Genomic DNA, 12,617 nt, shown 5'->3' on the forward strand with positions numbered 1-12,617 from the left:
GTCGAAGCCCGGTCCCACGCTATGGAACCTGTCCGCCGACGGAACCGAGATCGATGCCCGTTTTACCGAATTGCTCGACCACGGCGTTTGCGTTGGCATTGCCCTTCTTGGCCAGCTCGACCGTCTTGCTCGCGATCGCCTTGAACTGGGCTCGAAGCTTCTGGGATTCCTGGACCGCCAGGTCCTGCTGCTGTTTGGTGGCGCTCAGGTTGCTGCGCTCCGCGAGCAGCAGAAACGTTTGAAACACGGTCCAGACGAGGACCGCCACGATGGTCAGCGTCAAAGGCAGCCGTACCGACGAGTCCCGCCCCGCGGCGGTTTCCTGAGTTTCCTGCTCCGATTCCATGCTTTACGGTCCCTTTCCCGCGCGAGCCGCCCCTTTCGAAGCCGGCCCTCCTTCCTCCAGCGCTATCCCGATCGCCGCAAGCATCTCTTTGAGCTGGGCGTCGTTGTTCTTCAACGCCAGGGCCGCCAGAGCCGTCACCACCTGGCGGTGCAGCTGCTCCAGCTGGATGCTCTGAGCGATGAACTGCTGCCGCTCGCCGATCTCGTTCTGCAGGTTCTGGTTGCCGAGCAGAAGCAGAATGTTCACGGCGACCAGCGCCAGCGACAGAGCGGAAAGGAGGGTCAACAGCCGGTTTGGCCAGCGGCGATTGAACGCCATTGCAGTTCCTCGTGTCCCCTTCTCAATAAATGACGTTGCCGATGCGCTCCCAGCGCACCCAGCGGTCCGTCCCGTCCCACGACCAGTAGATCAGGAAAGCCTTGCCTTTGACGTCGTCCGTGTTCACGAATCCCCAGAATCGGCTGTCGTGGCTGCGGTCCCGGTTGTCGCCCATCACGAAGATGTGATTCTCCGGCACGGTCCTCGGGCCGTAATCGTCCTGGTTGGCGACGGCGCTCCCGGGAAACTCGCTTCCCTCGAAATGGGCGTGGGGATCCTCGATCGGGACCCCGTTGACGTAGACCTTCTTCGCGCGAATCTCGACCGTCTCGCCGCCGACTGCGATCACCCGCTTGATGAAATCCTTGGACCGGTCCTCGGGAAAAATGAAGACCACCACGTCGCCCCGCCGGGGTTTCTGGAAATCGAGGACGTATTGTTCCAGGAACGGCACCCGGACCCCATAGGCCAGCTTGTTGACCAGGATATGATCTCCGATGAGCAGCGTGGGAATCATCGAGCCCGACGGGATCTTGAACGCCTGAACGATGAAGGTGCGGATGAACAGCGCCAGCAGCAGCGCCATGCCGATCGCTTCCGCGTACTCGCGGAACGTCGACTTGCTTTTTACCTCCACGCGTTCCGCCGCAGCGATCGGCTCTTTTTCCTTGCTCACTTTGTCAACGGGCATGCGGGCTCCAATCTAGACTTTCAAGGCAGCGAGGAACGCCTCCTGGGGGATTTCCACCTTTCCCACCTGCTTCATGCGCTTTTTGCCTTCCTTCTGTCTTTCTAGCAGCTTTCGCTTCCGAGTAATATCCCCACCGTAGCACTTGGCGGTCACGTTCTTCCGCAGGGGTTTCACCGATTCGCGCGAAATCACCCGGCTCCCGATCGCCGCCTGGATCACCACCTCGAAAAGCTGCCGCGGGATCAGCTCGCGCATCCGCTGCACGAGGTCGCGGCCCCGGTAGTACGCCTTGTCCCGATGGACGATCATCGACATCGCGTCGACGACCTCCCCGTTGATCCGCACGTCGAGCTTGACGAGGTCCGCCTGCCGGTAGCCCGCCAGCTCGTAGTCCATGGAGGCGTAGCCCCGGCTCACCGATTTGAGGCGATCGTAGAAATCGGCCACGATCTCGTTCAGCGGCAGCTCGTAGACCACCAGCACCCGCCGGGGTCCGAGGTACCGGATCTCCCGCTGGACCCCGCGCCGTTCCTCGCACAGGCTCAGAACGCCGCCGAGAAATTCCTGCGGAACGTGGATCTCGGCCTGAATCACGGGTTCTTCGATTCGCTCGATCTCCCCCTCGCCGGGCATCTTCACCGGGTTGTCGATCTGTACCGTCTCGCCGTTCGTCTTGATCACGCGGTAGACGACCGTCGCGGCCGTCGCGATCAGGTTCAGTCCGAACTCGCGCTCCAGCCGCTCCCGGACGATGTCCATGTGGAGCAATCCGAGAAAGCCGCAGCGGAAGCCGAATCCAAGGGCCTGGGAGGTCTCGGGCTCGAAAGTGAAGGACGAATCGTTCAGCCTCAGCTTCTCCAGCGCATCCCGCAGGCTCTGGTACTGGTTGGCATCCGTGGGGTACAGGCCGCTGAAGACCATCGGCTTCATGGGCTTGAATCCCGGCAGCGCCTCGGCGGCCGGACGGTCGTCGAGGGTCACGGTATCGCCGACACGGGTCTCGGCGATCTCCTTGATTCCGGCCATCAGGAAACCCACCTCACCCGCGCTCAGCTCGGGAATTTCCACGGGGCCGGGCGCGAAGAGACCCAGGCGCGTGACCTCGAACGCCCGGCCGCTGGACATCATGCGGATCCGGTCCCCCTTGCGCACCCTGCCGTCGAAAACGCGGATCATGACGACGGCGCCGTGATAGGGGTCGAACCAGCTGTCGATCACCAGAGCGCGCAGCGGGGCGTCCGGGCTCCCGGCCGGCGGGGGAAAGCGCCTCACGATCCCTTCGAGAATCTCTTCCGTGCCGATCCCCTCCTTCGCGCTCGCGAGAATCGCCTCCGACGCGTCCAGACCGATCACGTCCTCGATTTCCCGCTTGACGCGCTCGGGGTCCGCGCTCGGCAGATCGATCTTGTTGATCACCGGAAGGATCTCCAGATTGTGGTCGAGGGCCATGTGAACGTTGGCCACGGTCTGCGCCTCGACTCCCTGCGCCGCATCCACCACCAGCAACGCCCCCTCGCACGCGGCGAGGCTGCGCGATACCTCGTAAGTGAAGTCGACGTGGCCGGGGGTATCGATGAGGTTCAGCTTGTACTCCCGCCCGTCCTTGGCCCGGTATCGCAGGCAAACCGGGCTCGCTTTGATCGTGATGCCGCGCTCCCGCTCCAGATCCATGCTGTCGAGGATCTGATCGGTCCTCTCCCGGGCGCTCACCGCTCCCGTGAACTCCAGGAGCCGATCCGCCAGCGTCGATTTGCCGTGATCGATGTGCGCGATGATCGAGAAATTTCGGATGTGCTCAAGCCCCATCGAGAACCCGCTCGCGGTAGTATGCGATGGTCTTCCTCAAACCCTCTTCCAGTTCGACCGAAGGCCGCCAGCCCAGCACGTCGCGCGCCCGTGTCACGTCCAGGCAGCTCCGCCGCTGCTCCCCCGGCTTTGCCGGACCATGGATCGCGTCGATCCGGGTTCCCAGACCCGCGCGCACCAGCCGGAAAAGCGTCACGACGTCGGTCTCGGTCCCCGTGCCGATGTTGACCGGGCCGACGTGCGCGGTCTCGAGCGCGGCGATGTTCGCCCGCACCACGTCATCCACATAAACGTAGTCCCGGGTCTGCCTGCCGTCGCCGTTGATGACCGGCTGCAGGCCGGCCAGGAGGCGGGAGATGAAAATCGCCACGACCCCGGCCTCCCCGCGGCTCGACTGCCGCGGCCCGTAGACGTTGGCGTAGCGCAGGGCCACGTACGGGAGGCCGAAGACCGCGGCGTAGTAGGCGAGGTAGTATTCCCCGCTGAGCTTGCTCACCCCGTAGGGGCTGAGCGGCAGTGTCGGGCGGTCTTCGGGCGCCGGGATCGGCTCGCCGTCGCCGTAGACCGCGCCCCCGGACGAGGAAAAGATCACCTTCCGCGTCCCGACGTCACGGCACGGCTCCAGCAGGTTGACGAGCCCGAGAACGTTCACCCGCGCGTCGAACACGGGATCCGAAACCGACCGGCGCACGTCCATCTGGGCGGCGTGGTGGTTGAGGACTTCCGGGCGAATCTCGCGGATCAGCTGCGCCGCTGCCGGATCCGCGATGTCGACCACGTGAGCGACGGCGCGCGGATTGAGGTTGCTCCTGCTTCCGGTCGAAAAATCGTCGAGCACATGGACCTCGTGGCCCAGATCGAGATAGGCGTCGACCACGTGAGAAGCGATGAAGCCTGCCCCCCCGGTCACGACGATTCTCATGCCCCGTTCCCCTGCAGGCGGGCGCGGAAGTACTCGATGGTCTTGGACAGCCCTTCGTCCAGGCCGACTTTCGGCTCCCAGCCCAGAATCGTCCTGGCCCGCGAAATGTCGGGCTGCCGCACATGCGGGTCGTCCTGCGGCAGCGGCCGGAAGACGATCTCGCTCCGCGACCCGGTCAGCTCGAGCACCTTCTCGGCGAACTCCAGGATGGTCATCTCGTGGGGATTGCCGATGTTCACCGGGAGATGCTCGCCCGATTCGAGCAGGCGGTGGATGCCGTCGACCAGATCGTCGATGTACTGGAAGCTGCGCGTCTGATCCCCCCGCCCGTAAACCGTCAAGGGCTCTCCCTTGAGCGCCTGGAGGATGAAGTTCGGCACTACCCGCCCGTCGCGCATGCGCATCCGCGGCCCGTAGGTGTTGAAGATCCGCACGATCCGGGTGTCGAGACCGTGATAGCGGTGGTACGCCATCGTCATGGCTTCGGCAAAGCGCTTCGCTTCGTCGTAAACCCCCCGGGGGCCGACCGGGTTCACGTTCCCCCAGTATTCCTCGCTCTGCGGCTTGACCAGCGGATCCCCGTAGACTTCCGAGGTCGATGCCAGGAGAAAGACCGCTCCCTTCGCCTTGGCGAGGCCGAGCGCGTTGTGCGTCCCGAGCGATCCCACCTTCAGCGTCGGGATCGGCAGCTCCAGGTAGTCGGCGGGGCTCGCCGGCGACGCGAAGTGCAGGACGTAGTCCAGCGGCTCGTCGATCGCGATGAACTGGCTCACGTTGTGGTGCACGAAGCGGAAGTTGGGATGCCCCGAAAAGCCGGCGATGTTCTCGGCCGCCCCGGTGGCGTAGTTGTCCACGCACAGGACGCGGTGCCCCCGGGCGAGAAAGCTCTCGCACAGGTGCGAGCCGATGAATCCGGCTCCCCCGGTGATCAAGACGCTAGCCATCCCGCCGCCCGATCGAGTAGTAACGGAATCCGAGCCTCTGCAGGTCGGCCGGATCGTAGAGATTGCGGCCGTCGAAGATCACCGGCGTCTTCAGCAGCTCCTTGATGCGCTGGAAGTCGGGACGCCGGAACTCGTTCCACTCGGTCATCACCAGCAGCGCAGAGGCGTCCCGAAGCGCCTCGTAGCTGCGCCTGGAGTAACGGATCCGCTCGCCGAAAATCTTGCGCGCCTCGCCCATCGCTTCCGGGTCGTACGCCTGCACCGCCGCGCCGGCTTGCAGCAGGGCCTCGATGATCGTGATCGACGGCGCGTCCCTCATGTCGTCGGTCCGCGGCTTGAAGGCGAGCCCCCAGACCGCGAAGGTGAGTCCCTGCAGCCGGTCGCCGAAATGGCGCTTGACCTTTTCGACCAATACCCGCTTCTGGCGCTCGTTCACCTGCTCCACCGCTTTCAGGAGGAGCATTTCCGGGGCGTCGCCGCCCATGCTGATCATGGCGCGGACGTCTTTGGGAAAGCAGGAACCCCCGTAGCCGACGCCCGGAAAGATGAAGTGCGGGCCGATGCGCCGATCGAGGCCGATCGCGCGGCGGACCTCGTTGACGTCGGCGCCGGTCCGCTCGCAGAGCAGCGAGACCTCGTTGATGAAGGAGATCTTGGTCGCGAGCATGGCGTTGGCCGCGTACTTGCTCATTTCCGCGCTGCGGCTGTCCATGACCAGGATCGGGTTCCCGGTGCGAACGAAGGGCTCGTAGAGCTCCTTGATCGCCTCCAGGGCTTCGGCGTCGTCTCCCCCCAGAACCACCCGGTCCGGCTTCATGAAGTCCTCGATCGCGGCGCCTTCCTTGAGAAACTCGGGATTGGAGACCACGGCGAAGCGGTGGGGCGTGATGCCGGCGATCCAGCCGCGCACCAGATCGGCCGTCCCGACCGGGACCGTGCTCTTGAGGACGACGATCTTGAACGCGTTCATGGCCCGGGCGATCCCCTCCGCCGTCGACCGCACGTAGTCGAGATTGGCCTCCCCGTTTGCCGTCTGCGGCGTTCCCACGGCGACGAAGACGATATCCGACCTGCGCACGGCCTCGTCGAGCTCGGTGGTGAAGACGAGCCGTTGCTCCTCCTGGTTGCGCTGCACCAGCTCCTGCAGCCCCGGTTCGTAAATCGGGATCTCACCCTTCCGCAGCATGGCGATCTTCGCCTCGTCGATGTCGACGCAGATCACGTCGTTGCCGCTCTCCGCGAAACAGGTCCCGGCCACCAGCCCCACGTAGCCGGTTCCGACGACCGCCAGCTTCATGGGCGTTCTCCGCGGTCCAGGATCTCGCCGACGACGAACACCGGCTTGTCCTGCGACTCGTGATACGTTCGCGACAGCATTTCACCGAGCAACCCGAGCGTAACGAACTGGATGCCGATAAAAACCAGCAGTACGGCGAGCAACAGCAACGGGCGTCCCCCGATGTCCGCGCCGTAAACCAGCTTCTGCACGGTCAGGTAGGCGGAAAATAAAAAGCCCAGCGATCCGCACGCGACCCCGATCAGCCCGAAAAAGTGCAAGGGGCGCGTCGAGTAGCTGAGCAGGAATTTGACCGTGAGCAGGTCGAGGATCACCCGTAGCGTGCGGCCGATCCCGTATTTGGAAGCGCCCCGCGTCCTGGGCCGGTGGTTGACCTTGACCTCGGCGATCCGGGCGCCGCGCTCGTAGGCGATCGCCGGGATGAACCGGTGCATCTCCCCGTAAAGCCTGAGGCCGCGCGCGACCTCCGCGCGCATCGCCTTGAGGGTGCAGCCGTAGTCGTGCAGCCGGACGTCCGTGGTGCGCGAGATCAGCCCGTTGGCGATCATGGACGGCAGGCGGCGGCTGAGGAACGGGTCCTTGCGTTCGTAACGCCAGCCGCAGACGAGATCGTTTCCCCGATCGATTTCGGCGAGCATGAGAGGAATGTCTCCCGGATCATTTTGCCCGTCTCCGTCCATCAACACAACCACCGCTCCGCGCGCATGCGCCAGCCCGGCCGCGAGCGCCGCCGTCTGCCCGAAGTTGCGCTTGAGCCGCACGATCCGCAGATGGTCTTCGCACCGGAACAACCCCGCCAGCACCGCGAAGGTGCCGTCCTCGCTGCCGTCGTCCACCACCACGATCTCGTACCGCTTTCCCAGCGGCGCCACCGCCGCGTGGATCTCCCGAATGAGCGGCTCGACGTTCTCCTCCTCGTTGTAGACGGGGATGACGACCGAAAGATCCATCTCAGGTGTGAAAATTCGTGAGCTCGACGAAGCTCCGATACCGCGCTTCGACCTCCGGAAGGCCGATCCCGCTCAGGCGCCGGACGCCGAAATCCTCGACCGTGAACGAGGCGACCACCGAGCCGTAGACGATGGCCTGCCGGATGCCGCGCTGGGTGTGATCGCCGGAGCGCGCGAGCTGCCCCAGGAACCCCCCGGCGAAGGAATCCCCGGCGCCCGTGGGATCGAAAACCTCCTCGAGCGGATAGGCCGGCGTCGCGAAGATCGAGGAATCGGAGAACTGCAGCACGCCGTACTCTCCGCGCTTGATCAAGACCATTTCCGGTCCCATCGCGAGGATCGCCCGCGCCGCCCGGACCATATTCTGGCAGCCGCTCAGCAGGCGCGCTTCCGAGTCGTTGATCACGAGGATCCCGACGCGGCGCAGCACCTTGCGGAGCTCCTCGGGGCTCCGGCGGATCCAGTGGTCCATCGTGTCGCAGGCGACCAGCCGTACGCGCCGGAGCTGATCGAGGACCTCCAGCTGCATGACCGGATCGATGTTGCCCAGAAAAACGTACTCCGCATCGCGGTAGCGCTCCGGGATCTTCGGACGGAAGCCGTCGAGAACGTTGAGCTGAAGCTCGAGCGTGTCGCGGACGTTGATGTCCTCGTGATAGCGGCCACGCCAGTAAAAAGTCTCGCCGTCCTCCTTCCTGAGACCCTCGAGATCGATCCCGCGACGCAGGAACAGATCGAGGTATTCCTGCGGGAAGTCCCGGCCGACCACCCCGACCATGCGCACGGGGGCGAACAGGCTCGCGCCGAGCGCGAAATACGACGCCGAGCCTCCGAGAATCCGCTCCGCGGAGCCGAAGGGGCTTTCCACCGAGTCGAATGCGACCGTGCCGACGACCAGTACGCTCACAGGTACTTCCCGATGATCGGGCGCAGGTCGCGGCGAATCTTCGCCGGGATCTTCGCCCGCTCGGTAATGATCGCCTCCTTCAGCGACGACGCGCAGGGGCACTCGCGCTCGCCGGAAAGAGCCGGCAGGGCGTTGCGGATCGTCTTTTGGGCCAGCTCCACGTTCTGGCGCAGGACCTCCAGAACCCGGTCGATCTCCACGTCGTCCGCCTTCTCGTTCCAGCAGTCGTAGTCGGTCACCAGGGCGAGCGTGGCGAAGCAGATCTCGGCCTCCCGGGCGAGCTTGGCTTCCTGGAGGTTCGTCATGCCGATCACGTCGGCGCCCCAGCTCCGGTACAGCCGGGATTCGGCGCGGGTCGAAAATTGCGGCCCTTCCATGCAGAGGTAGGTTCCCCCGCCGTGAACGCGCGCTCCCGCCTCCCGCGCCGCGTCGCACAGCCTGGCCGAGAGCACCGCGCAAAACGGGTCGGCGAGCCCGACGTGGGCTACGATGCCTCTGCCGAAAAACGTGCTGGGACGCTGTGTCGTGCGGTCGATGAACTGGTCGGGAACCACGATGTCGCCGGGGCGAAGCTCCTCCCGAAGGCTGCCCACCGCGCTCACCGAAACGATGCGCTCGACGCCGAGCTTCTTCATGCCGAAGATGTTGGCGCGGAAATTGATCTCGGTGGGCAGCCAGCGATGGCCGGACCCGTGTCTCGGCAGAAAAACGAGCTCGGCATCCCCGAGCCTGCCCGTGAGAAACTTATCGGACGGCCTGCCGAACGGCGTCCTCACCTCGATTTCGCGGACCCGCCTGAGCTCCTCCATCCGGTACAGGCCGCTGCCTCCGATCACCCCGATCACCGGTCCCGCCATAGCCTCAGCACGCCACCGCCGCCCGACGCGGTTTTTCCATCCGTCCTTCGGCGCGAAGCTGTCCGCAAGCCGCCTGGATATCGTCGCCGCGCGGCCGGCGAACGTTCACCTGGAACGCCCGGTCCGCCAGGGCCTGGCGGAACCGCTCGATGTCGGCCTCCGGGGGGCGCTCGAACCGGCTTCCGGGATAGGGGTTGAACGGTATGAGATTGATCTTGCAGCGAATCCCGGCGAGCGCGCGACACAGTTCAGCCGCCTGCTCCACGGAATCGTTGACCCCCCGAAGCAAGACGTACTCGAAGGTAATCCGTTTGCGTCGCGGAATCGGAAGCGACCGGCAGCAATCGAGGAGCTCCTTCAGGGGATATTTCCGGTTGACCGGCATCAGCTGGCTCCGCACCTGCTCGTTGGGAGCGTGCAGCGAGATCGCGAGATTGACGCGCGTTTCGCTGACCAGCCGCTTGATCTGTGGCACCAGCCCGACCGTCGACACGGTAACCCGGCGCGGCGAGATCCCGACACCCCAATCGGTATTGGTGATGATCTCCAGAGCCCGCACCGTCTGGTCGTAATTCGCCAGCGGCTCGCCCATTCCCATGAGCACCACGTGGGTGATGCGCCGGGGATGGGCCAGCGTTCTGGCGACCTCGAGCACCTGATCCACGATTTCGCTCGCCCGAAGATTCCGCTTGAGCCCGAGCGCCGCCGTCGCGCAGAAGGCACAGCCGTAGGCGCAACCCACCTGCGTGGAAATGCACAGCGTCAAACGCCTCGGCTCGGGTATCAGAACGCTCTCGATCGCGTTACCGTCGGCGAGCTCGAAGAGAAACTTGCTCGTGCCGTCGGCGGACACCGGCTGCCGCACGACGCTCAAGCGGCTGATCGAGAAGGACTCCTCCAGGCGGGCTCGCAGCCTGGCCCCGAGATCGGTCATCTCCGAGAAGGAAAGCGCCCGTTTTTGAAAGAGCCAGCGCCGGATCTGGGCGGCGCGATACGCCGGTTCGCCCAGCTCTCTCAGGTAAGCCTCGAGCTCGGCGGAGCTCAGATCCTTGATATTGGGCTTGCCGCTTGGCGTCGTAAGGCCCCTCCGATGATTCCCGTCAGTGAAAGATCTCGTCGGGCCTGAAGAAAAACGCGATCTCGGCCGCCGCTGTCTCGGGGCCGTCGGAGCCGTGAACGGCGTTCTGCTCGACGTCCTTTCCCCAGTCCCTCCGGATCGTTCCCGGCGCCGCCTTCGCCGGATCGGTCGCTCCCATGATCTCGCGGTTTCTGGAGATCGCGTCTTCCCCTTCGAGCACCGAGACGAATACGGGCCCCGAGGACATGTACTTGCAGAGGCTCTCGTAGAACGGCCGCTCGCGGTGGACCGCGTAGAAGGCACGAGCGCGCTCGGCCGTCAGCCTGACCAGCTTGCCGGCGACGATTTTCAGGCCGGCGGCCTCGAAGCGCCTGAGAATCTCTCCGATCAGCCCGCGGCTCACCGCGTCCGGCTTGATGATCGACAGCGTTCGCTCCACGCTCATAGCTCCTGCAATACCTCCTGCACGGTCGTTCCGATGAGAGCCGGCGACGGAGCGACCCGAATGCCCGCCCGGGTCATGGCTTCGATTTTCTCTTTCGCCGTTCCCTTGCCGCCGGTAATGATCGCGCCGGCATGGCCCATCCTCTTTCCCGGGGGCGCGGTCTGGCCGGCGATGAAGCCCACCACCGGCTTCTTCATGTGGGCGGCGATCCAGGCAGCGGCTTCTTCCTCCGCGCTCCCGCCGATCTCTCCGATCATGACGACCGCCTGGGTCGCAGGATCACGGTTGAACATATCCAGAATATCGACAAAATCGAACCCGTGCACCGGGTCCCCGCCGATGCCGACGCAGGTCGATTGCCCGAGCCCGAGCCGCGTCAACTGGTCCACGGCTTCGTAGGTCAACGTCCCGCTGCGGGAAACCACGCCGATCGGCCCAGGCCGGTGAATGTGCCCGGGCATGATCCCGATCTTGCATTCCCCCGGCGTGATGAGGCCGGGACAGTTGGGACCCAGCAGCCGCGACCTCCTTCCGCTGAGAAACCTCTTGACCCGTACCATGTCTCGGACCGGGACTCCCTCGGTAATACAGACGATCAGCGGGATGTCCGCATCCGCCGCTTCCATGATCGCGTCGGCCGCGAAGGCCGGGGGTACGTAGATGACGGTGGCGTCCACCGCCGTTTCCGCGACCGCCTGCGAAACCGTGTTGAAGATCGGGATCCCTTCGAACACGGTTCCTCCCTTGCCCGGAGTCACCCCCGCAACCATCCGCGTGCCGTACTCCTTGCAGGCCCGCGTGTGAAACTGCCCGGTCGCGCCCGTGATCCCCTGGGTCAAGACCCGCGTCTGCCTGTCGACCAGAACCGCCATCGATGCTCTAGCGCTTTACCGCGGCGACGATCTTTTCCGCCGCCTCCGCCATGGTCTCCGCAGGGATGATCGCCAGCCCCGACTCCGCCAGAATCCGCCGCCCGGCCTCCACGTTCGTGCCCTGCATGCGCACGACCAGGGGCACTCCGACGCCCAGCGAGCGGGCCGCCTCGACCACGCCTTGAGCCAGCACGTCGCAACGCATGATCCCGCCGAAGATGTTGATGAGGACACCGCGGACCCGCGCGTCCGAGAGAATGATCCTGAACGCTTCGGCCACCCGCTCTTTGGTCGCGCTGCCGCCGACGTCGAGAAAATTCGCCGGCGCGCCCCCGTAGAACTTGATGATGTCCATCGTCGCCATCGCCAGGCCGGCCCCGTTCACCATGCACCCGATGTTGCCGTCGAGGGAGATGTACGAAAGATCGTGCTTGCCGGCCTCCACCTCGCGCGGATCCTCCTCCTCGACGTCGCGCAGGGCGGCGATCTCCGGATGGCGGTAGAGCGCGTTGGCGTCGAAATTGAGCTTGGCGTCGAGCGCCAGCCACCGCCCCTGGCGCGTGAGCACCAGCGGGTTGATCTCGGCGATCGCGCAGTCGCATTCGTCGAACGCCCGGTAGAGCGACAACATGATGGCCGTGAGCGCGCCGACATGCTGCGGCCCGACATCCGCGGCGTAAGCCAGCCGCCGGCACTGAAACGGCTGCAGCCCCACGGCCGGGTCGACCAGCTCCTTGAGGATCTTTTCCGGACGGCGCGCGGCGACTTCTTCGATCTCGACCCCGCCCTCCGGCGAGAAAATCGCGGCCACCCGCGCAGAGGCGCGGTCGACAACCATGCCCAGGTAAAACTCGCGCTCGATCTCCAGGCCTTGCTCTACGAGCACGAGCCTGACCCGCCGCCCTTGAGATCCGGTCTGGTGCGTCACCAGCGTTTTTCCGAGGATCTCCCCGGCCTTCGCCTCCGCTTCTTGCGGCGTGCTCGCGAGCTTCACTCCGCCGGCCTTGCCGCGGCCGCCCGCGTGAATCTGGGCTTTGATGACGCAACGGCCGCCGAGCGCGGCCGCCGCCTCCCCGGCCTCCCGAGGGGTCGCGGCCACTTTGCCCGAAGGCACGGGGACCCCGTACCGCTTGAGCAGTTCCTTGGCCTGGTACTCGTGGATGTTCATGCGCGCGTTCTCACGA

13 protein-coding genes and 1 pseudogene are annotated in these 12,617 nt (G+C 65.2%); all 14 read right to left on the reverse strand.

Annotated features, from left to right (window positions below; translation table 11 throughout):
• Positions 1-19 precede the first annotated feature (19 nt).
• The 14 genes and pseudogenes from VNN77_04955 to sucC all read right to left on the reverse strand — a co-directional run bounded on the left by VNN77_04955 (position 20) and on the right by sucC (position 12,601).
• Complete coding sequence (locus VNN77_04955) at positions 20-346, reverse strand: hypothetical protein (GenBank protein HXG50744.1); 327 nt, start codon at positions 344-346, stop codon at positions 20-22.
• Positions 347-349: 3 nt separating this feature from the next.
• The gene (locus tag VNN77_04960; protein HXG50745.1) at positions 350-664 is read right to left on the reverse strand and encodes a hypothetical protein; all 315 of its coding nucleotides are present in this window, start codon (positions 662-664) and stop codon (positions 350-352) included.
• A gap of 22 nt (positions 665-686) precedes the next feature.
• The gene (gene lepB, locus VNN77_04965) at positions 687-1,355 is read right to left on the reverse strand and encodes a signal peptidase I (protein HXG50746.1); all 669 of its coding nucleotides are present in this window, start codon (positions 1,353-1,355) and stop codon (positions 687-689) included.
• Positions 1,356-1,367: 12 nt separating this feature from the next.
• Positions 1,368-3,161, reverse strand: a complete 1,794-nt coding sequence (lepA, locus tag VNN77_04970) for a translation elongation factor 4 (protein HXG50747.1) — start codon at positions 3,159-3,161, stop codon at positions 1,368-1,370.
• Entirely contained in the window at positions 3,151-4,083 is a 933-nt protein-coding gene (locus VNN77_04975) for an NAD-dependent epimerase/dehydratase family protein (protein HXG50748.1), read from the reverse strand. The genes lepA and VNN77_04975 overlap by 11 nt, the downstream gene beginning before the upstream one ends.
• Complete coding sequence (locus VNN77_04980) at positions 4,080-5,027, reverse strand: UDP-glucuronic acid decarboxylase family protein (GenBank protein ID HXG50749.1); 948 nt, start codon at positions 5,025-5,027, stop codon at positions 4,080-4,082. Before VNN77_04980 ends, VNN77_04975 begins: the two co-directional genes overlap by 4 nt.
• The gene (locus VNN77_04985) at positions 5,020-6,324 is read right to left on the reverse strand and encodes a UDP-glucose/GDP-mannose dehydrogenase family protein (protein ID HXG50750.1); all 1,305 of its coding nucleotides are present in this window, start codon (positions 6,322-6,324) and stop codon (positions 5,020-5,022) included. The genes VNN77_04980 and VNN77_04985 overlap by 8 nt, the downstream gene beginning before the upstream one ends.
• On the reverse strand, positions 6,321-7,274 hold the full coding sequence (locus VNN77_04990; protein ID HXG50751.1) for a glycosyltransferase family 2 protein: 954 nt from the start codon (positions 7,272-7,274) through the stop codon (positions 6,321-6,323). The genes VNN77_04985 and VNN77_04990 overlap by 4 nt, the downstream gene beginning before the upstream one ends.
• 1 nt (position 7,275) lies before the next feature.
• On the reverse strand, positions 7,276-8,181 hold the full coding sequence (locus VNN77_04995) for a PfkB family carbohydrate kinase (protein ID HXG50752.1): 906 nt from the start codon (positions 8,179-8,181) through the stop codon (positions 7,276-7,278).
• Positions 8,178-9,038, reverse strand: coding sequence for an S-methyl-5'-thioadenosine phosphorylase (gene mtnP, locus VNN77_05000; protein HXG50753.1), 861 nt, complete (start codon positions 9,036-9,038; stop codon positions 8,178-8,180). Before mtnP ends, VNN77_04995 begins: the two co-directional genes overlap by 4 nt.
• 4 nt (positions 9,039-9,042) lie before the next feature.
• Positions 9,043-10,107 (reverse strand): annotated as a pseudogene (gene rlmN, locus VNN77_05005) (23S rRNA (adenine(2503)-C(2))-methyltransferase RlmN).
• Positions 10,108-10,138: 31 nt separating this feature from the next.
• Complete coding sequence (gene ndk, locus VNN77_05010; GenBank protein HXG50754.1) at positions 10,139-10,561, reverse strand: nucleoside-diphosphate kinase; 423 nt, start codon at positions 10,559-10,561, stop codon at positions 10,139-10,141.
• Positions 10,558-11,433 (reverse strand): succinate--CoA ligase subunit alpha, encoded by an 876-nt coding sequence (gene sucD, locus VNN77_05015; protein HXG50755.1) that lies wholly within the window; start codon positions 11,431-11,433, stop codon positions 10,558-10,560. Before sucD ends, ndk begins: the two co-directional genes overlap by 4 nt.
• 7 nt (positions 11,434-11,440) lie before the next feature.
• Positions 11,441-12,601, reverse strand: a complete 1,161-nt coding sequence (sucC, locus tag VNN77_05020; GenBank protein HXG50756.1) for an ADP-forming succinate--CoA ligase subunit beta — start codon at positions 12,599-12,601, stop codon at positions 11,441-11,443.
• Between the last annotated feature and the right edge of the window lie 16 nt (positions 12,602-12,617).

The organism is Candidatus Zixiibacteriota bacterium, from assembly GCA_035574315.1.
GTDB lineage: Bacteria > Desulfobacterota > Binatia > UBA9968 > UBA9968 > DATLYW01.